Genomic DNA, 19,469 nt, shown 5'->3' on the forward strand with positions numbered 1-19,469 from the left:
CGCGGACGGAGTGCACCGTCAGGTCGCGCGTATTGCGGCTAGATGTTCGATCCGCCGCCGGAGATGTTGTTCCACCAGGCGCTGTAGGCGTTCAGCGAGTACCGCTTCTGCACGCCGTTGGTCGAGGTGATCTCAAGGCCGTACTGCATGGTGTCGAAGGTGGTGTCGCGCAGGAGGTTCCACGACGCGGCCCACCGCCAGACCGCCGAGGCGTCGATGGTGCCGGTGTTGGTCTGCTGGGCGGGGATGAGCTGCAGGACGTTCCAGCCGGGATCGGCCTGCCAGATCTCCGCGTACAGGACGCCGCCGACGGTCACGTTGGACGCGATCTGCCGTCCCCAGCCGCCGGTCCTCCCGGCCCAGCTGGTGAAGACCATGATCTCGTCCCGGTTGTTGGTCGACCAGAGGTCGCTCGTCCAGTTCCAGTGGTCACTGCCGGTGACGGGAGCCGAGGACGTGTTATACCAGAAGCCCGCCGAGTTCAACTGCGACATCGGCGTCTGGGGCCGGACCGAGGTGTTCGGGTAGGACTTGATTCCGCCACCGGAGTGGTTGGCGTCGACGTACCAGGACTTGATGCTGTTGATGGTCTGGCACTGCGGACCGTGGTTCTGGCCCCAGATGTTGTTGTAGATCGTCCAGGTGCCCTGGGTGTACTGACCCCACTGGTCGCAGGTGGAGGACGCCTGGGTCTGCGCCTGGGCCTGTGCCGGAGCCGTGAGGCTCAGGAACCCGGCGATCACGGCACCGACCAAGGCCCGCCTACCGAACCCGGCCGACTTGGTGCTGATGGATTTAACGGCTTGCCATCTCATGTGTCCCTCCAAGGACGGCGGTAAGGTGTTCCGGACCCCCGGTGTGGTGGCGGAGGTGCTCGCGCGGTCGGCCGGCTGATCGGCTTGACGACCCCCCTGGGTGAAGTGCTTCCTTCCACTGTTCGCGGTTGGACCACCCGTCGAAATCGAGGTGGCCGAGACGGTCGATCAGCTGACGTATCGAAACTTTCGCTCCATGAATTGCCGGAACGGTGCTCGGTCCCCTGACTTCCAAGCACCGGACTTGCCGAACCAGGGTGCGAAGTGTCGAAGCGCTTGCGTCAGTGGACAGTAATGACGGGGCGTCTGGTCAGCAAGGCTCTGCGCAGGAAGACACATTTTTTTCACCAGCCGACTGTCGAAGCGCATCGAAATAGCGTCGAATTGCATCGACGACGCCCGCACCCGGCCTTCACGGAGCCGCTTACCGACCCTGGTGGATGTGGCGGAAGGTACCGGGGAAAGTACCGATGTGCCGGGTGAAGAAGTTCCCGAAGGTGGGGGCCGGGAAAACCCGGACAACGGTCCGACACGACCTGTACCGCCCACCGGTGTACCGGTCACGTGGCGTGCTGTCGGCAGCCGGTACACCGACAGCTCTGCGGGTAGGGCCTCGACGGCTGCGCCAGCCCCTGGCCGGTGGCACGAGTAGTCTCACCCTGGAGGAGAGGAGTGCCGCCATGAGCCGGCCCGCGCACGACGGAATCGAGCTGATCCCCCGGCCCGAGCAGAACCCGGCGGCGCTCAAAGCCGCCTTGGCCGTGGCCGCCGCGGACCGCCTCCCGGAGATGATCGACGGGCAGACCAAGGCGATGGCCGAAGCCATCGACACCGCCAGCGTTCAGCCGATCAGGTCGTTCGTCGCGCACTGGTCCACGGTTGTGGAGATCGAGCGGCAACCGGTCATCGCCCGGGCCTACCACCGGGCGAACTACCTCGCGAACCATGCCGCGACCCTGGCCGAGTGCCGCGAGCATGCCACCACTGTCGCCGAGCTCTACCGTGCCGCCTACGCGGCGGTGAACGAGTGACGTGGAGCTGGGAGTACCTCCCCAGCGAGCAGCATGTCACCACCGGAGCCCCGACCGACTTCCTCGCGGCCGTCGAACAACGGGCCGCCGAACTGGTCCGCGCCGCCGAAGCGCTCTACCTGGACGGCACCTCCTACCAGGGCAGCGGGGAGCCGATGCGCTAGCTCGACGTCGCAGGCGGCCTGTTCGCCTACTACGTCGTCCCACGCATGGAACTCGTGGTCGTCTGCCAGGTCACGCCGCCGCCGAAGCCCTGAAATCCTCGCGATACCGCTGGAGCCGGGTCGACCCCGACCCACTGATGCCGCCCGACCGTACCCGCCCCCGTGATCCCCGCCCCCACGCTCCTCACGCCCGGTGGAGGGCCGGGCGGGCGGGGAGGCCCAGGAGGGTGCCGAGGGCCAGGCCGAGGAGGGCGGCCAGGGCGTCCCGGGTGTCGCAGGGGTGGCCGAGGGCGGGGACGGTGTACTGGACGGCTTCGAGGGCCGCGGGGAGGAGGGCGGCGCCGAGGAGGAGGGCGGCGGCGCGGCGCCGGGAGCCGGTGAGGGCGGCGGCGAGGCCGATCGGGGCGAAGAGCAGGGGGCCGAGCCACTCGGTGGGCGGGCGCGGGCCGAGGGCGCCGAGGGTGCAGTGGTGGACGGCGCCCGCCCAGGAGAGGTCCCGCCAGAACGGGCGGGGGTGTTCGGGCAGCAGGGTCAGGGTCGCCACGCCGCCGAGCGCGAGCAGCAGGACGAAGCCCACCGCCCAGTGGGTGCGCAGCAGCCGCCCGACCGGGCGGTTCAGCAGCGCGGCCGGCACCAGCGAGGCGAACAGCCCGGGCCAGAACATCGGCAGCCCGTCCAACACACTTTTGATCACCTCCGGACGGACGCCGTCGGTGATCGTTCGGTTCTGATCGAGAAGCCCGGGCCGGACGACCCGGCCCGGATGCTCGTCCTCTACAACGTCTACAACGCCTCCGCTACAACGCCTCCGCCGCCGTTCAGGCCACCCGCTCGCCGCTCGGGTTCCTGCTGCCCGCCCCGCCGCCCGCCATGGCGTCGCGGACGCCGCGCGAGAGGCGTTCGGCGAGGACGGCGACGAAGGCGCGCGGGCGGCGCGGAGTGAGGTGGGCGCTGAGCCGGTTGGCGAGGCCGGGGACGACGTAGGAGCGGTCGGCGTCGAGCGCCCGGAGCGCCGCGCGGACGACGGGCCCGGGGGTGGCGAAGCTGCCGGTGACGGCGGCCTTCCGGGTGCCGATGACGTTGAAGAACTCGGTCTCCACCGGCCCGGGGCAGAACGCGAGGACGCGTATGCCGCGCCGCCGGTACTCCTGGCGGAGCGCGAGGCTGAAGTTGAGCACGAAGGTCTTCGAGGCGCCGTAGACGGCGAGGTACGGGGTCGGCTGGAAGCTCGCCGTGGAGGCCACGTTGACCACCGCGCCGCCACCGCGGGCGAGCATGCCGGGCAGCAGTTCGTGGGTGAGGTCGACGAGGGCGACGACGTTGACCATCAGCTGGTCGTGGTCACGCTGCCCGTCGATCGTCTCGAACCGCCCGCAGGTGCCGAAGCCGGCGTTGTTGACCAGGAGGTCCACGGCCAGGCCGTGGTCGGCGAGTTCGGCGCCGACCCGGCGGGCGGCGTCCGGCTCGGAGAGGTCCTGGACCAGGACGTGGGCGGTGATGCCGTGGGCCTCGCCGAGCCGCTTGGCGAGGTCGTGCAGGCGGTCGGCGGAGCGGGCGACCAGGACGAGGTCGTGGCCGCGCGCGGCGAGCTGGGCGGCGAACTCGGCGCCGAGGCCGGAGGATGCGCCGGTGATCAGAGCGGTGGTGGCAGTGCGCACGGTGGTGCTCCTTGTCTCGCGATCTGTGACACGAGAGTATCGGATATAAATGGATCTGCAACACCGATGTTTCAGTTAGTGGACGAGCCGTTCCCCCGCTGTACCGTTCCCCGGTACCGCAGAGCTGGAGGCAGACAGATGAACCGCACGCCCGGGCGCCCGCTGCGCGCCGACGCCGAACGCAGCGTCCGCGCGATCCTCGCGGCGGCCGAACGCGTCCTGGCCGAGCACCCGGGCGCGACCATGGAGCAGATCGCGGAGGCCGCCGGGGTCACCCGCACCACCGTGCACCGCCGCTTCGCCAACCGGCAGGCGCTGATCGACGCACTGGCCACCGAGGCCGCGGCCAAGCTCGCCGAGGCCATCGAGGACGGGCACCCGGAGACCGCCCCGCCGCTCGTCGCGCTGCACCGGGCGACGGCCAACGTGCTGCGGGTGAAGGCCGCTTGGGGCTTCGCCCTCGGGCCGGCGGTCGCCGGGAGCGAGCAGGCCGCCCGGATCCACGGCGAGGTCGCCCGCCGCTGCATCGAACTGCTCGGCCGGATCCAGGAGCAGGGGGCGATCGCCGCGGACGCGGACCTGGAGTGGGTGCGCCGGGTCTACTACGCCCTCATCGGCGAAGTCCTGCACACCGCACCGGCCGGCGCCCCCGCCTGCGGCCTCGGCCCCGACGCCGCCCCCGGACCCGAGGCCCCCGCCCTCGATCCGGACGCGCTGGCCGCCCGGATCGTCGACACCGTGCTCCACGGCGTCGGCCCGCGCGCCGGGAGCTGACACTGCCCCAACTCCCCCATATGGCATGACAATCGTCTATCTCCCTCGATCGAGGGAAAGATCGCCGATGACCCCATATTCGCGGCCGGATGGGGGAACATCAGCACGTCCGCGCCCGAACGACCACGGTCGGGCGGCAGAACCCGGCCCCTGGATCAGCCCGTGACTACCTCCGCCCCCGTGTGGGACTGCCCCTTCAACCACACCGACGGCCTGGAGTTCGACCCGCTCCTCAAGCGCCTGCTCACCGAGGAGCCGATCGCCAGAATCCGCCTGCCGCACGGCGAGGGCGAGGCCTGGCTGGCCACCCGCTACGAGGACGTCCGCGTGGTCACCACCGACCGGCGGTTCAGCCGCGCCGCCGGCATCGGCCGCGACCTGCCCCGGATGACACCCGCCCCGATCGCCCAGGTCGAGTCGATCAACCTGATGGACCCGCCGGCCCACAACCGGCTGCGCCGGCTCGTCGCCCAGGGCTTCACCAACCGCCAGGTCGAGCGGATGCGCGCGCACACCCAGCGCGTCGTGGACGGCTACCTCGACGAGATGACCGAGCACGGTGCCCCCGCGGACCTCGTCTCCCACCTCTCCGCCCGGCTCCCGCTCACCACCATCTGCGAGCTGCTCGACATCCCCGCCGAGGACCGCACCGAACTCCGCGGCCACGCCGTCGCGATGATGGCGATGGGTCCGAACAGCGGCGCCGGCCAGGTCAACGCCAAGGCCGCGCTGCGCGCCTACTTCGCCGAACTCACCGCCGCCCGCCGCCGCTCGCCCGGCGAGGACCTCATCAGCGCGCTCGCCACCGCCCGGGACGGCGCCGAGCTGCTGGACGACGACGAGCTCGCCGTGATGGCCATGGTCCTGCTGGTCACCGGCCACGACACCAGCACCTACCAGCTGTCCAACATCGCCTACACCCTGCTCACCCACCCCGAGCAGCTCGCCAAGCTGCGCGCCCAGCCCGAGATGCTGCCGCGCGCGCTGGAGGAGTTGCTCCGCTTCATCCCGTTCCGCCAGGGCGTGGGCATCGCCCGGGTCGCCACCGAGGACGTCGAGCTCGGCGGCGTACTGATCAGGGCCGGCGAGCCGGTGCACGTCTCCTATCTGGCCGCCAACCGCGACCCGGCGATGTACGAGCGGCCCGACGAGCTCGACCTCGACCGCGGCGCGCCCACCCACATGACCTTCGGCTACGGCACCCACCACTGCCTCGGCTCCCACCTGGCCCGGATGGAGCTCCAGGTGGCCGTCGGCACCCTGCTCAGCCGGTTCCCCGGGCTTCGGCTCGCCGTGCCGCCCGGCGGGCTGGACTGGCAGACCGGCTCGATCTGGCGCTACCCGCGGACCCTGCCCGTCGCCTGGTGACGACCGCCCACCCGGTGACCTTCCGCCGTACCCGGCCGCGACCGTCGGCCACTTGCCCAGGAGACCTCCCCCCATGGCCACACTCTGCCGACCCGCCGTCGCCGTCCCCGAGCACGTCATCACGCTCGACGAGACCCTCGACCTGGCCCGCGGCCTGCACGCCGACCACCCGCAACTCGGGCTCGCCCTGCGGCTGATCGAGAACACCGGGGTGCGGACCAGGCATCTCGTCCAGCCCATCGAGGAGACCCTGCGGCACCCCGGATTCACCGCGCGCAACGCCGTCTACGAGCGGGAGGCCAAGCGCCGCGTCCCCGAGGTGGTCGAACGCGCCCTCGGCCACGCCGACCTCGCCGCCCGGGACATCGACCTCATCCTCTACGTGTCCTGCACCGGCTTCATGATGCCCTCGCTGACCGCGTGGCTGATCAACACCATGGGGTTCCGCTCCGACACCCGCCAGTTGCCGATCGCCCAGCTCGGCTGCGCGGCCGGCGGCGCCGCCGTCAACCGGGCGCACGACTTCTGCCGCGCCTACCCCGGCGCCAACGTGCTGATCGTCGCCTGCGAGTTCTGCTCGCTCTGCTACCAGCCCACCGACCTCGGCGTCGGCTCGCTGCTCTCCAACGGGCTGTTCGGCGACGCGATCGCCGCCGTCGTACTGCGCGGCCGCGGCGGCACCGGCATCCACCTGGAGCGGAACGGTTCGCACCTCGTCCCGGACACCGAGCACTGGATCTCCTACGGGGTCAAGGACACCGGCTTCCACTTCCAGCTCGACAAGCGCGTCCCCGGCACGATGGCGAAGCTCGCGCCCGCCCTCCGCGCCCTGGCCACCGACCACGCCTGGGACATCTCCGGCCTCGGCTTCTACATCGTGCACGCGGGCGGCCCGCGGATCCTCGACGATCTCTGCCACTTCCTCAACCTGGAACCGGCCGCGTTCCGGTTCTCCCGCGCCACCCTCACCGAACGCGGCAACATCGCCAGCGCGGTGGTCTTCGACGCGCTGGCCCGGATGTTCGAGGAGGGCGCGGTCGAGGACGGCACCCCGGGGCTGATCGCGGGCTTCGGACCGGGCATCACCGCCGAGATCTCGCTCGGCAGTTGGGTGCGGCAGCCGCTGGAGGTGGCGGTCCCGCGCCGGCCCCGGGCGATCGACGCGGCGGAGCTGACGCTGGCTCACCAGACCACGCCCCTGCTGCGTCCGGCCGGGACTACGATCACCGAATGACCGATACCACCGATGCCACCGAGACCAGCGACGCCACCCGCACCGGGGATGCGGCCAGGGACGCGGCCAGGGACGCGGCCAGGGCGGCCGGCGCCAACGGCACGGCCGGCGCGAACGGAGCGCCGCTGGTTCCCAGACCGCCGCGGCCCGCCGACGCCGACCGGGCCACCGAGCTGGCCGCGCTCTTCCCCGCCCTGCACGCCCCGCAGTACTGGACCTGGGGCCGCTACGACGCGCAGTTCTCCACCGCGCTGCCCCCGGACGAGCTGGTCACCAACATCCACCTGGTCGGCTTCACCGACGGCGGCCGGGTGGTGCTCTGCCGCGACGACCGCGACCACTGGTTCCTGCCCGGCGGCACCCGCGAGCACAACGAGTCCGTGGACTCCTGCCTGGTCCGCGAGCTGCGTGAGGAGGCCGGCGCCCGGCTGCTCGGCGAGCCGGTCTGGCTGGGCGCGCACCGCTGCGTGACCGACGACCCGGTCCCCTACCGCCCGTGGCAGCCGCACCCCGAGAAGGCCTGGCTCTGGGGCTGGGCCGAGGTGGCGGTGGACTCCGTACCGACCAACCCGGACGACGGCGAGCAGGTCGTCGAGGTGCGGGCGGTGGAGCCGGCCGAGGCGCAGCGGCTGCTGCTGCACGGCCACGACGTCTGGTGGGGCGAGCTGATCGGCCTGGCCGTGGAGCTGCGGTCGCGGCCGCGCTGAGCCGCGCGCGTTCCCCGGCTGCGTCCCCGACTCCCCGACCGCGTCCCCGGCTGCGTCCCCGACTCCCCGGCGTCCGGGAGGATCACCGGAATGGCGCAGCAGCGCAGCATGGCGCCCGATCGGCGGTGATATGACTCGAAGGGACTCGGGTCCTTCTCGGGCCCGCACCGACGGGAGCCGTCATGGACAACTACCCGCTGCTCAACATCTTCTGGACGATGCTGGAGCTGTTCCTCTGGATCCTCTGGTTCTTCCTGCTGTTCAAGATCATCACGGATATCTTCCGCAGCCATGACATGGGCGGCTGGGCCAAGGCCGGCTGGATGGTGCTGGTGATCCTGCTGCCGCTGATCGGCGTGCTGGCGTACGTGATCGCGCGCGGCAGGAGCATGGGGGAACGCGATCTCGCCCAGGCCCAGAAGGCCGACGAGGCGTTCAAGGCGTACATCCGGGACGCGGCCGGCTCGGCATCCGGCTCCGCACCCGGGGAGGGTGGCGCCGGGGACGGGAGCGCCGGCCGCAGCCACGTCGACGACCTGGCGAAACTCGCCGAGCTCAAGGCCGACGGGGCCATCTCCGAGGAGGAGTACCAGAAGGCCAAGGAGAAGCTGCTGGTCTGAGCCCGGTACGGCCGCGGTGGCCGGTGGACGCGCGTCCACCGGCCACCGCGGCGGGTCTCAGCGCCGCCCGGAGCGGCGGTCGTCCGACGAGCCGCCGCCGGTCAGACCGGCCCGGCGCAGCGCGTCCGCCATGGCGCTGTTGCCCGGCGCCCCCGAGCCGCCCGAACCGCCCCGGTCCCGGCGCTCCTGGCCCTGGCCACCCCGGCCGCCGCCCTGGCCACCACCGCCCTGGCCGCCGCGCCGCTCCTGACGCGGCGGACGGGCCTGCCGCTCGCCGCCGCGCCCGCCCTCACCGCCGCCGCCACCGCGCCCGACCTCGTCGTCCAGCCGCAGGGTGAGCCCGATGCGCTTGCGCGGCACGTCCACCGAGGTGACCCGGACGGTCACGATGTCGCCGGGCTTGACCACCTCGCGCGGGTCCTTGACGAAGTTCTTCGACAGCGCCGACACGTGCACCAGGCCGTCCTGGTGGACGCCCACGTCGACGAAGGCGCCGAACGCGGCCACGTTGGTCACCACGCCCTCCAGCACCATGCCGACCTCCAGGTCGCCGATCTTGTCGACGCCCTCCTTGAAGGTGGCGGTGCGGAACGCCGGACGCGGGTCGCGGCCCGGCTTGTCCAGCTCGCCCAGGATGTCGGTGACGGTCGGGACGCCGAAGGTGTCGTCGGCGAAGTCGCCCGGCCGCAGGGCGCGCAGCCTGGTGCTGTTGCCGATCAGCTCGCGCAGCTCCCCGCCGGTCTCGGCGAGGATCCGGCGCACCACCGGGTACGCCTCCGGGTGCACGCTGGAGGCGTCCAGCGGGTCGTCGCCGTCCGGGATCCGCAGGAAGCCCGCGCACTGCTCGAAGGCCTTCGGGCCGAGCCGGGCGACCTTCTTGAGCTCCTTGCGGCTGCGGAACGGGCCGTTGGCGTCCCGGTGCGCGACGATGTTGTCCGCGAGCGTGCCGGTGATGCCGGAGACCCGGGTGAGCAGCGGCGCGGAGGCCGTGTTGACGTCCACGCCGACCGCGTTGACGCAGTCCTCGACGACGGCGTCCAGCGAGCGGGAGAGCTTCACCTCGCTCAGGTCGTGCTGGTACTGGCCGACGCCGATCGACTTGGGGTCGATCTTGACGAGTTCGGCCAGCGGGTCCTGGAGGCGGCGGGCGATCGAGACCGCGCCGCGGATCGACACGTCCAGCTCCGGCAGCTCCTGGGAGGCGAACGCGGAGGCCGAGTAGACCGAGGCGCCGGCCTCGCTGACCATCGCCTTGGTGAGCCCCAGCTCCGGGTGGCGCTTGACGAGGTCCTCGGCGAGCTTGTCGGTCTCCCGCGAGGCGGTGCCGTTGCCGATCGCGACCAGGTCGACGCCGTGCCTCTTCGCCAGCGCGGCCAGGGTCGCCAGCGCGGCGTCCCACTTGTTGGCGGGCTGGTGCGGGTAGATCGTGTCGTGGGCGAGCACCTTGCCGGTGGCGTCCACCACGGCGACCTTCACACCCGTCCGGAAGCCCGGGTCCAGGCCCATGGTGGCGCGGGTGCCGGCCGGGGCGGCCAGCAGCAGGTCGCGCAGGTTGGCGGCGAACACCCGGACCGCCTCGTCCTCGGCCTCGGCGCGCAGCCGGCCGCGCAGGTCGATGCCGAGCCGGACCAGCACGCGGGTGCGCCAGGCCCAGCGGACGGTGTCGCCGAGCCACTTGTCGGCCGGGCGGCCGTGGTCGGCGATGCCGAACCGGGCGGCGATCCGCTGCTCGTAGTCGCCGGCGCCGGGCAGGTCGCCGGTCTCCTCGCCGTCGTACGGGGACAGGTCGAGGTCCAGCACCTCCTCCTTCTCGCCGCGCAGCATCGCGAGGATCCGGTGCGAGGGGAGCTTGGTGTAGGGCTCGGCGAAGTCGAAGTAGTCGGCGAACTTCGCGCCCTCCTGCTCCTTGCCCTCGCGGACGGTGGCGACCAGTCGGCCGCGGGTCCACATCCGCTCGCGCAGCGAGCCGACCAGGTCGGCGTCCTCGCCGAACCGCTCGACCAGGATCGCCCGGGCACCCTCCAGCGCGGCGCTCCCGTCCGCGACCGCCTCGTTGAGGTACCGCGCGGCCAGCGCCGCCGGGTCCTGCGTCGGGTCGGCGAGCAGCGTGTCCGCCAGCGGCTCCAGCCCGGCCTCGCGGGCGATCTGGGCCTTGGTGCGCCGCTTCGGCTTGAACGGCAGGTAGATGTCCTCCAGCCGCGCCTTGGAGTCGGCGGCCAGGATCTGCGCCCGCAGCGCGTCGTCGAGCTTGCCCTGCGCCTCGACGGACTCCAGGACGGCGGTGCGGCGCTCCTCCAGCTCCCGCAGGTAGCGCAGCCGCTCCTCCAGGGTGCGCAGCTGCGCGTCGTCCAGCGAGCCGGTGGCCTCCTTGCGGTAGCGGGCCACGAACGGCACCGTCGCACCGCCGTCCAGCAGCTCGACCGCCGCCTTCACCTGGCCCTCGCGGACGCCCAGTTCCTCGGCGATCTTCCGCCCGATCGCCTGCTGGGCCTGCTGGGCCGCCTGTTCGACTGGCGTGGTCACGAAGCCGGTCACCTTCTTCAGAGTTGCTTTCCGTACCCTCGCATTCTGGCAGCTGCCCCTGACACCCCCACCCGCCCCCGCCACCCCGGGCGTGGGGCGGCCCCGGGCCGGCCCGCCCTCGCGCCGGGCGCCCGTCCGGCCGGTGTCCGCCCGGCCGGCGGCGGCTCCCGGCAGCGCGCCTGCGATCCCGAGCGCCCCCCGAGAAACCCAACGCCCCCGTGAATTACCCGCATTCTCACCCTGGTGTTCGAAATCCACCTGATCGCGGGACCCGCCCCGGCGTACAGTGCCGGGCATGTGCGCAGCCGCCCGGACGCCCGACCGCATGCACGACGACGACCTCCTGCACGACCGCCTGCACGATGAAGAACCCGTCATCGACACCGGCTTGGTGAGGCGGCTGATCGCCGCCCAGTTCCCGCAGTGGAAGGGCCTGCCGCTGGCGCCGGTCGGCGTCACCGCCACGGACAACGCGATGTTCCGGCTCGGCGCCGACCTCGCCGTCCGGCTGCCCCGGGCCGCCTGGGCCGCCGGGAACATCGCGCGCGAGCAGTACTGGCTCCCCCGGCTCGCCCCGCACCTGCCGGTGCCCGTGCCGGTGCCGGTCGCCCACGGCCGGCCGACCGTCGGCTATCCCTGGGACTGGTCGGTGCTGCGCTGGCTGCCCGGCGTCAACCCGGCCCCCGGGGCGCTCGCCGACCCCGGCCAACTCGCCCGCGACCTGGCCGGGTTCATCCTCGCCCTGCGCGCCGTCGAGCCGGGCCCGGACGCCCCGCCGGCCTCCCGCGGCGGCGCGCTGGCCGGCCGTGACGCAGCCACCCGCGCGGCCGTCGACCGGCTGCGCGGCGTGATCGACACCGGAACGGCCACCGCCCTGTGGGACAAGGCGCTGCGGCTGCCCGAGCCCACCGGACCCGCCACCTGGGTGCACGGCGACCTCACCGCCGGCAACCTCCTGCTCACCGGCCAACGGCTCGGCGCCGTCCTGGACTTCGGCCTGCTCGGCGCCGGCGACCCGACCGTCGACCTGATCGCCGCCTGGAACCTGCTCCCGGCCGCCGCCCGCCCGACCTTCCGCGCCGCCCTGTCGGTGGACGACGCCACCTGGGAACGCGGGCGCGCCTGGGCGCTCTCCATCGCCCTCGTCCAACTGCCCTACTACCGCACCACCAACCCCCCGCTCGCCGCCAACGCCCGCCAGGTCGTCCGGGAGGTCCTGACGGACCGCAGCGTCTGACGGCGGGCACTGCGGCGGACCGGTGCGTCAGACGAACCGCGTCGGCTCCGCCGCGCCCGGCGGCAGCGGGGTGCGCGCCGCCTCCTCCCGCCAGGCGCCGGCCAGTTCGGCCGGGAAGCGACGGCCGCTGCGGGTGAGCACCAGGCCCGCGGTGAGCTCCACCTCGTCGCCGGGCTGGAACGGCCGGTCCGCCTCCGCCGGCAGACGCTCCCACGGGCCCAGGTGTCCTCGGCGCCCGGCCACCCGGATCCGGCTGCCGTAGGTACTGGCGTCCCGCACCATGACCGCCCCGCCGCGCACCGAGACCACCAGGTGCCGGCGGCTGACCCGGGCCGCGCGTTCGGCGGGCAGCAGGACGAGCAGCGCGATCCCGTCCGCCGTCCCCGGAGCGCGGCCGACGGCCGTCCGCGTCCCCTCGTCCAGCGTGTACCGGGCCACGCACTCCCCGTCCAGGACCACCTTCACCTGCGCGGCGCCGGGCCGGGCCCCGTCGTCGAGCAGCGGCATGCCGTGGATTTCGCAGGTGGGCACGCCCCGGCGCATCCGCGGCAGCATCACCCGCCCGCCGCGGTGCACGCTGTACAGGCCGCACCGGCGCTCGGGACAGCGCCAGGCCCGCCCGACCACCTCGACCAGCGGCTTGCGGGAGGCGGTCAGCAGCCCCTGCTTCTTGAGCGCGGACAGCTCCATCTTCTTGGAGATCTCCGCACCGGTCCGGTGCCCCATGTCGAGCGGCACCAGCCGGACCAGGCCCCGCCCGGCCGCCTCCGGCCGCAGGAACTGCCAGGTGTTGCCCTGGATCCACGGGTGCTCGATCCGGTGGTCGTCGTAGTAGTCACCGGTGACCACCTGGATTCCGGTCATACCGGCGATCTCCAACACCCGCTCGTCGGCGTCCGGCACCTCCTCCACCAGCCCCTCGGCGACCCACCGCGCCAGCGTCCCCGCGTCCCCCGGCTCGGTGAACTCCCGCCGCCCACCCAGCAGACTGCGGTCCGCGACGCAGTACACGGCCACATCCCGATCCCCGGTCAGCCGCACCAGCGCGTCCACCACCAACCGCAGCCGGTACAGCGACCGCGGCGCGGACCCGCCGAAGTCGGTGCGCCGGACGATGTTGGAGAGCTCGACCAGATAGTCCGCCCGGTCGGCGGACGTCGCGAGGTTCCGGTCGATGCCCCGCCCGACGACGGGGGCGGGCTCAGGTGCGGGGCGGTGCTCCATCGGACCTCCGTGCGGTCGGCGTGCACGGGCCGCCCGGACCACGTTCCGGACGACCCGTCACATCCATTCCATCCACTCCATCATGGCCGATCCCGCACCCCGGCGGGGGCGGGCAGCGCGTCGACGATCCGGTCCACCGCACGGTCCCGCGTCCAGAGCGGGAACCGCGGGATCCGTCGCAACGCCTCCAGACGAGGTCGTCGACCCTGGTGCTCAACGCTGCCACCGACACGACCTCCAGCAAGCACACGAGCCCGATCAAGAGGTAGGCGATCGCCCAGGGAGTGCGCCTCTTCTGCATGTTCCGCCCCCGTTCTGTCGTGCGCCAGGACGGTCCGGTGGACCGGTCTCCGGCTCGTTGGCCCTGGGTGACGGGGCCGTGGAGGCGAGGATAGTCAGTGCTCGACCGTCACCACGGTCTTGCCGATCTGGGTGTCGGCGTCCATGTAGCGGTGGGCGGCGGCGATCTCGTCGAAGGGGGAGACGCGGTCCACCACGGGCTGGAAGGCTCCGGTGCGCAGGCTGGTCGCGGCGCCCGAGCAGCGCTGAACCCGGGCCGAACCCGGGCCACAGCCGGGCCGAATCCGGGCAGTAGGGTGCGAACATGACACGCCATATCGCTTTCGAGGGCCCGCACAACTTCCGTGACCTGGGCGGCTACCGGGCCGCCGACGGGCGGACCGTCCGGTGGGGGCGGCTCTATCGTTCGGCCTCGCTCGGGGTGCTCGCCTCGGCTGCCGACCTGGAGCGGTTCCGGGCGCTGGACATCGGTACGGTGATCGACCTGCGCTACCCCTGGGAAATCGCCCGCAAGGGCCGGGCGCCGGAGCTGGACGGCGTGGCGTACCACAACCTCTCGATCGAGCACCGCCCGTACGACCAGGCCGAGATCGATCCGGACGTCGACCCGTGGCGGTACCTGGCGGACCGTTTCGCCGAGGTGGCCGAGGACGGTGTCGCGGAGATCCGCGCCGTCCTGGAGCTCATCGCCGACGCCGACCGCCCGGTGGTATTCCACTGCGCCTCCGGCAAGGACCGCACCGGGCTGATCGCCGCCCTGGTGCTGAGCCTGCTCGGCGTCGGCGAGGACGACGTGGCCGCCGACTTCGCGCTCACCGAACTGGTCACCGCCCGGCTGGTGGCCGACTGGCACGCCGCCAACCCGGGGCGCACGCTGCGCTGGCCGGGCTTCGGGCGCGCGCCGGAGGCGGTCATCCGGCTCACGCTCGCGGACCTCGCCTCCGCGCACGGCTCGGTCCACGCCTATGCCACCGGCAAGGTCGGTGTCGACGAGGCGCTGATCGGCCGGCTGCGCGCCGGGCTGCTCTCGGCCTGACCCGATGCCGTCGAGAACCGGCCAGCGCCTGACCGGGTGGACTATCACATGAAAAAGGAACCGGTCGATCAGTAGACCTGAAACGGACACCATGGATCGATATTTGCTGGACAGTTGCCAGGCTCGGGAAATTCCGGTGAATATCGATCACCCGCTTGCCAGCCTTCCGATCTCCGGCCCCACTCGGTTGAATGGCCGAAAAAAATAGTGCGAGACACCTGTTCGTGCACGCTAAGGTCATTTCCGCGGCGGCTCGGCCGACCGGGTGACCGCGACCTTTCCGGTCGGACCTCCGCTCGTTTCCTTCTGTCTGCATGACACCGCCCGCACGGCGGCGTCACCGGAATGATCGGACGGAACATGCGCGCACAGAACCGCTCCTTCGGCAGGGACCGCTCCTCCGGCACGAACCACTCCGGCACGAACCACTCCGACGCGATCCGCTCCGGCCGCCTTCTCCGCGGCGCGCTGGTGGCCGCCGCGCTGCTCGGCTTCGCCGGTGTCACCCCCGCCCTCGCCGAGGGCTCCTGGACGTCCCACATCAGCAGCTGGGGGCCGGGCTCGGAGTCCCGCCGCTGGGAGGACGCCGACCGCGACGACGCCGTCACCTCCGTCACCTTCCAGGGCTGCGTGACGGGGAACAACGACTTCAAGGACGCCGACCTCCAGCTCTACAAGGACGTCTTCGGCCCCGACAAGGCCTACGGCCACCGGTCCAACCACTGCGACACCTCCAGCTGGGGCGACCAGAGCTCCGGCGACTACTACTTCGCGCTGGAGGGCGTGCGCAGCGGCGACAAGCTCTGGGTGGACACCGTGACCACCCGGTACTGAGCCGCCCGCCCACGTCACCCTCCTCCCCGGACGTTCCGGCCGCGGTGCCGGCGGCCTCCCCCATCCGCCGGCACCCTCGCACCCTTTCCCGAGCGAAATGCGTCGACCCCGCCATGGCCCTTGAATTCCACCGCATCGACTTCCACCACAGCCGAAAAGCAAGCCTGTTCACCGGTCTCGATCTGCGGATCGACAATCCGGCCACCGTCCTGCTCGGCCCCAACGGCGCGGGCAAGTCGACCCTCCTGGCCCTCGCCGCCTCCCAGTTGAGCCCGCACCGGGGATCGGTCGACTGGCGCGGCGTCAATCCGGCGACGGGCGGCGGCGACCGGGCCGCCTACCGGCGCGCGGTGGCCTGGCTGCCGCAGCAGATCACCCCGGTCCCCGGACTCACCGTCCGTGAACAGGTCGCGTACTGCGGCTGGTTGAAGGGCATGTCCCGCACCGCCGCCTGGCGGGCCTCCGCCGTCGCGCTCGCCCGGGTCGGCCTCGGCGAGCTCGCCGACCGGCCCGGCCACCAGCTCTCCGGCGGCCAGCTGCGCCGGATGGGCATCGCCGGCTGCCTCGCCCACCACAGCGAACTGATCCTGATGGACGAGCCGACCGCCGGGCTCGATCCCACCCAGCGCGCGGTGTTCCGCTCCCTGGTCGAGGAGTTGGCCAGCGAGGTGAGCGTGATCGTCGCCACCCACCAGACCGAGGACCTCGCCGAGATGTACCGGCACGTGGTGGTGCTGGACCGCGGACAGGTCCGGTTCCAGGGCACCACCGAGGAGTTCCACGCGGTGGCGGCCGGTGGCGGGGGCGCCGGGGGAACCGGCAGAACCGAGGGCACCGGGACCGATCGGCACGGCCGGCCGGCGACGGCCGTCCCCGGGCCGGGACCGGGACCGGGAGCCGGAGCCGGACCGGGACCCGTCTCCGGTGTGCCGAGCGCCGAGGCCGCGTACGCGCGCCTGATCGAGCGGGAGACGTGACATGTTGCTGCGCACCGTCCTGAGGGTCTCGGCGGGCACCCGGGTGCTGCCGTTCCTGCTCGGCTTCGTCCTGGTCGCGCTCGGCGACGAGCTGACCGCCTGGGTCACCCCCGCCTACGGGCTCGCCGCCGCCGGGCACGCCAGCCTCGCCCTGCCGTTCGCCTGCGCGGCCTGCGCGGCCGCCGGCGCCTGGGAGGGCGGCCGACTGCACCGCGGCCGCGTGTTCAGCGGATCGCCGGTGCGCTCCGCGCCGGCCATCACCGCACCGGTGCTGCTGCCGGTCGCGCTGATGGGCGGGCTCGGCATGGTCGCCGCGCTCACCATCGCGGCCCTGGCCGGCGGGACGGCCGACGGAGTGCCGCAGCCGGGCGTCCTCGCCGTCTGGACCGGCCTGCTGCTCGCCAACACCCTGGTCGGCTCGGTCGTCGGCCGGGTGCTCGCGCCGGTGGTCGCCGTCCCGCTCGCGCTGATCAACAGCTTCGTCCTGAACGCCTACCCCGCCGCCTTCGACACCTACTGGCCGCGGCATCTGGTCGGCGGCGGGCTGTCGGACTGCTGCGCGGTGGACCAGGTGCTGGACGGGCGGGCGGTGGCGGCCTCGCTCGCCTTCTCCGCCGCGGTCTGCGCGGCGGCCGTCCTGCTCCTCCGACGGCGCGGCGCCCCGGTCGCCGTCGCCGCCGCGCTGGCGGTCACGGCCGGCGGGGTCGCGCTGGGCGGCTGGACCGCCCGCGGACTCGGTGCCGAACCGGTGCGCGCCCGGTCCTCCGACGCGCTGGTCTGCGACCACGGACGGCCACGCGTCTGCCTCTGGCCGGAGCTCGGCGGGGCCCGCTCGGCCATGGTCCGCGAGGAGGTCCGGCGGATCGCCGGGGCCCTGGCCGGGCCGGGCGTCCCCGTCCCGGCGACGTTCACCATGGCCGCCAGGCCCGCGCCGGGCGAGGCCAAGCTGGGCGTCCCGACCGACGCCGAGGTGTCGGACGTCACCGCCGCCGTGATCGGTGGCCTGCTCCCCCGCACCCCCGACTGCGCACTGCGCAGCGACCCCTACCCCGCCGCGGCGGCGGCCGGCACGGCCACGGCCTGGCTCACCGCCCGGGTGGCGCCCGGCGGCCCGGCCGCCGCCGGGGGCCGCTTCACCGAGACCGACAGCGCCCGCGCGGCCCAGTTGCTCCGGCTGCCCGACGCCGCCCAACTCGCCTGGTACCGGGGCACGGCGGAAGCCCTCGCCGACTGCGGCACCCTGCCCCCGCCGGTCCCGCACGACGCCGCACCGACCGGGGGTGCGCGGTGATCTGGTGGTGCAAGGCGCGCGCGGTGCCGCTGCTCGCGGCCGTCCTCGTCGGGACCTTCGCCGTCGGGCTGCTGTTCGGGGACGGCGAGCTGCCGGTGCCGGCCCTGCACGGCCAGGCCGGGCACTTCCTGCTCGCGCACGTGATCACCCTGCTCCCGGCGGTGTTCCTGCTGTACGGGCTGGGCCGGGGCGACCTGCGGACCGAGACCGTCGCCGGGCGGTTCCTGCGCGGGATGGACGTCGGCCTCGCGCTCACCCTCGCGGCCGCCGGCACGACGTGCGGCAGCCTCGCGTACGCGGCCGGGCAGGGGGCGCTCGCCCTGGTCCTGGCCCGCAACATCGCCGGCTACCTCGGCCTCGCGCTGCTCGTCCACCCGCTGACCGGCCACCGCGCGGCCGCCGCCGCGCTCGCCGCCGTCCCCCTGCTCTGCTCGGCGGCGGGCTGGCACCCGGACGGCCGCCCCCGCCCCTGGGCCTGGCCGCTCCACCCGGCCGGCTCCCCGTACGCCCTCACCGCCGTCGCCCTGCTCCTGCTCGCCGGCACGGCGTGCGCGCTGCTCCGCCGACATCCGGCGGCCGTGCTGGACTTACCGGCGGCCTGACATCCGGCCGGGAATCCGGTCAGCCGTCCGTCCAGGCGTCCGGCGGTCCGGCGGCGGGGCGTCAGCGGGGGCGCGACCCGCCCTGCCGTCCACCACCGCCACCGCCGCGACGCCCACCGCCCTGGCTCTGACCGCTCCGGCCCCGACCGCCGGCCTGCGGCCCTCGGCCGCCACCGCCGCCGTTACCACTGCCGCGCCCGGTCGGTCCGGCAGGAGCCGTCTCCGGCCAGTGCCCCGGGCGCTTCAGCGCCTCCGGCAGACGGGTCGTCGCGTCACCGCGCGCCGCGTTCAGCTGTGCCTGGGTGAGGAAGAGCGCCTCGGTCAGGTCGGCGCCGGCCAGGTTCGCGTCCCGCAGGTCCGCGCCGACGAGGTCGGCGAGCCGCAGGTCGGCGCCGGACAGGTCGGCCGCGACCAGCAGCGCGCCGCGCAGGTTGGCGCCCCGCAGGTCCGCACCCCGCAGGCGGGCGCCGAAGAGGTCGGCGCCCCGGTGCTCGCGTCGGCCCGGGACGGCGGCCCGGACCAGTTCGCTGGCCCGGAGCAGCAGCTCGGCCACCGCCTGCCGGTGCGCGGGGACGTCGACCGCCAGGATCTCCTCGGGCGTGCCGCCGACCAGCCGCTCGGTCTCCTCCAGGGCCCGGCGGAGTTCCCCGTGCACGGGGCGGGCCGGGGCGAAGGTGAGCGCCTCGGTGAGGTACCAGAGCAGCTCGTGCAGCTGCCGCACCACCGGGAACACCTCGAACATCGTCCCGGCGCTCTCCGGCGCCTCCCGCCAGCTGCGCCCGCCGAAGGTCACCTGGGAGACGTGCTGGCCGGCCCCGAAGCAGTCGTACACCGTGCAGCCGGGGAAGCCGCTGTCGCGCAGCCGCTCGTGGATCCCGCAGGTGAAGTCGGTCTGCAGGTTGCGGCACGGCGTTCCGGCGGCCTTGTTGACGGCGAAGTCCGCGCCGGCGGCGAACGGCAGCGCCGCGCAGCACAGCCCGAAGCAGCTCCCGCAGTCGGAGACGAGGTTGAGGCTCGGGACGCTCACGATGCTGTTGTTCCTCCGGGACGACGGGGTGGTGCGCTGTAGAGCGT

The 19,469-nt window shown here is 73.3% G+C and carries 19 protein-coding genes and 1 pseudogene; 13 read left to right on the forward strand and 7 right to left on the reverse strand.

Annotated features, from left to right (window positions below; translation table 11 throughout):
* Positions 1-38 precede the first annotated feature (38 nt).
* Positions 39-743: a glycoside hydrolase family 12 protein gene (locus tag ACFP3U_RS02240; protein WP_380223388.1), complete on the reverse strand. Its 705-nt coding sequence runs from the start codon at positions 741-743 to the stop codon at positions 39-41.
* 752 nt (positions 744-1,495) lie between these two features.
* Between ACFP3U_RS02240 and ACFP3U_RS02245 the strand changes: the two genes are divergently transcribed.
* Together ACFP3U_RS02245 and ACFP3U_RS02250 are read left to right on the forward strand one after the other, a co-directional pair.
* Complete coding sequence (locus tag ACFP3U_RS02245) at positions 1,496-1,846, forward strand: hypothetical protein (RefSeq protein ID WP_380223389.1); 351 nt, start codon at positions 1,496-1,498, stop codon at positions 1,844-1,846.
* Positions 1,843-2,010 (forward strand): hypothetical protein, encoded by a 168-nt coding sequence (locus ACFP3U_RS02250; protein WP_380223391.1) that lies wholly within the window; start codon positions 1,843-1,845, stop codon positions 2,008-2,010. Before ACFP3U_RS02245 ends, ACFP3U_RS02250 begins: the two co-directional genes overlap by 4 nt.
* 184 nt (positions 2,011-2,194) lie before the next feature.
* On the opposite strand, the gene ACFP3U_RS02255 is transcribed toward ACFP3U_RS02250, so the two are convergent.
* Together ACFP3U_RS02255 and ACFP3U_RS02260 are read right to left on the reverse strand one after the other, a co-directional pair.
* Positions 2,195-2,692 (reverse strand): hypothetical protein, encoded by a 498-nt coding sequence (locus tag ACFP3U_RS02255; protein ID WP_380223392.1) that lies wholly within the window; start codon positions 2,690-2,692, stop codon positions 2,195-2,197.
* 136 nt (positions 2,693-2,828) lie between these two features.
* Positions 2,829-3,668: an SDR family NAD(P)-dependent oxidoreductase gene (locus ACFP3U_RS02260; RefSeq protein ID WP_380223393.1), complete on the reverse strand. Its 840-nt coding sequence runs from the start codon at positions 3,666-3,668 to the stop codon at positions 2,829-2,831.
* Positions 3,669-3,806: 138 nt separating this feature from the next.
* On the opposite strand from ACFP3U_RS02260, the gene ACFP3U_RS02265 reads away from it, so the two are divergent.
* The 5 genes from ACFP3U_RS02265 (at position 3,807) to ACFP3U_RS02285 (ending at position 8,371) form a co-directional block, all read left to right on the forward strand.
* Positions 3,807-4,442, forward strand: a complete 636-nt coding sequence (locus ACFP3U_RS02265; RefSeq protein WP_380223394.1) for a TetR/AcrR family transcriptional regulator — start codon at positions 3,807-3,809, stop codon at positions 4,440-4,442.
* Positions 4,443-4,604: 162 nt separating this feature from the next.
* Complete coding sequence (locus ACFP3U_RS02270; RefSeq protein WP_380223395.1) at positions 4,605-5,810, forward strand: cytochrome P450; 1,206 nt, start codon at positions 4,605-4,607, stop codon at positions 5,808-5,810.
* Positions 5,811-5,883: 73 nt separating this feature from the next.
* Entirely contained in the window at positions 5,884-7,044 is a 1,161-nt protein-coding gene (locus ACFP3U_RS02275) for a type III polyketide synthase (RefSeq protein WP_380223396.1), read from the forward strand.
* Entirely contained in the window at positions 7,041-7,751 is a 711-nt protein-coding gene (locus tag ACFP3U_RS02280; protein WP_380223397.1) for an NUDIX hydrolase, read from the forward strand. Before ACFP3U_RS02275 ends, ACFP3U_RS02280 begins: the two co-directional genes overlap by 4 nt.
* Before the next feature lie 182 nt (positions 7,752-7,933).
* Entirely contained in the window at positions 7,934-8,371 is a 438-nt protein-coding gene (locus ACFP3U_RS02285) for an SHOCT domain-containing protein (protein WP_380223398.1), read from the forward strand.
* Between the two features lie 57 nt (positions 8,372-8,428).
* Here the strand turns inward: ACFP3U_RS02285 and ACFP3U_RS02290 are convergent, their stop codons facing one another.
* Entirely contained in the window at positions 8,429-10,894 is a 2,466-nt protein-coding gene (locus ACFP3U_RS02290; protein ID WP_380223399.1) for a Tex family protein, read from the reverse strand.
* A 295-nt stretch (positions 10,895-11,189) separates the two neighbouring features.
* Here ACFP3U_RS02290 and ACFP3U_RS02295 point away from each other — a divergent pair, with 295 nt between their 5' ends.
* Positions 11,190-12,131 (forward strand): aminoglycoside phosphotransferase family protein, encoded by a 942-nt coding sequence (locus ACFP3U_RS02295; RefSeq protein WP_380223400.1) that lies wholly within the window; start codon positions 11,190-11,192, stop codon positions 12,129-12,131.
* 27 nt (positions 12,132-12,158) lie between these two features.
* Here ACFP3U_RS02295 and ACFP3U_RS02300 read toward each other — a convergent pair whose 3' ends face one another.
* Positions 12,159-13,355 carry an FHA domain-containing protein gene (locus ACFP3U_RS02300; RefSeq protein ID WP_380223401.1) on the reverse strand — a complete coding sequence of 399 codons (1,197 nt, stop codon included), beginning with the start codon at positions 13,353-13,355 and terminating at the stop codon, positions 12,159-12,161.
* Positions 13,356-13,750: 395 nt separating this feature from the next.
* On the reverse strand, positions 13,751-13,966 hold the full coding sequence (locus ACFP3U_RS02305) for a zinc-binding dehydrogenase (RefSeq protein WP_380223402.1): 216 nt from the start codon (positions 13,964-13,966) through the stop codon (positions 13,751-13,753).
* Here ACFP3U_RS02305 and ACFP3U_RS02310 point away from each other — a divergent pair.
* The 5 genes from ACFP3U_RS02310 to ACFP3U_RS02330 all read left to right on the forward strand — a co-directional run bounded on the left by ACFP3U_RS02310 (position 13,960) and on the right by ACFP3U_RS02330 (position 18,395).
* Positions 13,960-14,691: a tyrosine-protein phosphatase gene (locus ACFP3U_RS02310; protein WP_380223403.1), complete on the forward strand. Its 732-nt coding sequence runs from the start codon at positions 13,960-13,962 to the stop codon at positions 14,689-14,691. The two genes, ACFP3U_RS02305 and ACFP3U_RS02310, sit on opposite strands and share 7 nt — an antisense overlap.
* Before the next feature lie 360 nt (positions 14,692-15,051).
* Positions 15,052-15,525: a hypothetical protein gene (locus tag ACFP3U_RS02315; RefSeq protein ID WP_380223404.1), complete on the forward strand. Its 474-nt coding sequence runs from the start codon at positions 15,052-15,054 to the stop codon at positions 15,523-15,525.
* Between the two features lie 113 nt (positions 15,526-15,638).
* Positions 15,639-16,502: an ATP-binding cassette domain-containing protein gene (locus ACFP3U_RS02320; RefSeq protein ID WP_380223405.1), complete on the forward strand. Its 864-nt coding sequence runs from the start codon at positions 15,639-15,641 to the stop codon at positions 16,500-16,502.
* A 1-nt stretch (position 16,503) separates the two neighbouring features.
* A complete protein-coding gene (locus tag ACFP3U_RS02325; protein WP_380223406.1) occupies positions 16,504-17,793 on the forward strand; it encodes a DUF7224 domain-containing protein in 1,290 nt (429 codons plus the stop codon).
* The gene (locus ACFP3U_RS02330; protein ID WP_380223407.1) at positions 17,790-18,395 is read left to right on the forward strand and encodes a hypothetical protein; all 606 of its coding nucleotides are present in this window, start codon (positions 17,790-17,792) and stop codon (positions 18,393-18,395) included. Before ACFP3U_RS02325 ends, ACFP3U_RS02330 begins: the two co-directional genes overlap by 4 nt.
* A 226-nt stretch (positions 18,396-18,621) precedes the next feature.
* Here the strand turns inward: ACFP3U_RS02330 and ACFP3U_RS02335 are convergent.
* Positions 18,622-19,425, reverse strand: a pseudogene (locus tag ACFP3U_RS02335) (pentapeptide repeat-containing protein); the annotation flags it as partial.
* Between the last annotated feature and the right edge of the window lie 44 nt (positions 19,426-19,469).

This window comes from Kitasatospora misakiensis, from assembly GCF_042656005.1.
Classification (GTDB): Bacteria; Actinomycetota; Actinomycetes; order Streptomycetales; family Streptomycetaceae; genus Kitasatospora; species Kitasatospora misakiensis.

Bases quoted from the DNA above. Each gene is read 5' to 3' on its own strand.
- ACFP3U_RS02245 (WP_380223389.1), top strand. From the start codon at position 1,496: ATGAGCCGGCCCGCGCACGACGGAATCGAGCTGATCCCCCGGCCCGAG.
- ACFP3U_RS02265 (WP_380223394.1), top strand. From the start codon at position 3,807: ATGAACCGCACGCCCGGGCGCCCGCTGCGCGCCGACGCCGAACGCAGC.
- ACFP3U_RS02275 (WP_380223396.1), top strand. From the start codon at position 5,884: ATGGCCACACTCTGCCGACCCGCCGTCGCCGTCCCCGAGCACGTCATC.
- ACFP3U_RS02280 (WP_380223397.1), top strand. From the start codon at position 7,041: ATGACCGATACCACCGATGCCACCGAGACCAGCGACGCCACCCGCACC.
- ACFP3U_RS02285 (WP_380223398.1), top strand. From the start codon at position 7,934: ATGGACAACTACCCGCTGCTCAACATCTTCTGGACGATGCTGGAGCTG.
- ACFP3U_RS02295 (WP_380223400.1), top strand. From the start codon at position 11,190: ATGTGCGCAGCCGCCCGGACGCCCGACCGCATGCACGACGACGACCTC.
- ACFP3U_RS02300 (WP_380223401.1), bottom strand. From the start codon at position 13,355: ATGGAGCACCGCCCCGCACCTGAGCCCGCCCCCGTCGTCGGGCGGGGC.
- ACFP3U_RS02310 (WP_380223403.1), top strand. From the start codon at position 13,960: ATGACACGCCATATCGCTTTCGAGGGCCCGCACAACTTCCGTGACCTG.
- ACFP3U_RS02315 (WP_380223404.1), top strand. From the start codon at position 15,052: ATGCGCGCACAGAACCGCTCCTTCGGCAGGGACCGCTCCTCCGGCACG.
- ACFP3U_RS02320 (WP_380223405.1), top strand. From the start codon at position 15,639: ATGGCCCTTGAATTCCACCGCATCGACTTCCACCACAGCCGAAAAGCA.
- ACFP3U_RS02325 (WP_380223406.1), top strand. From the start codon at position 16,504: ATGTTGCTGCGCACCGTCCTGAGGGTCTCGGCGGGCACCCGGGTGCTG.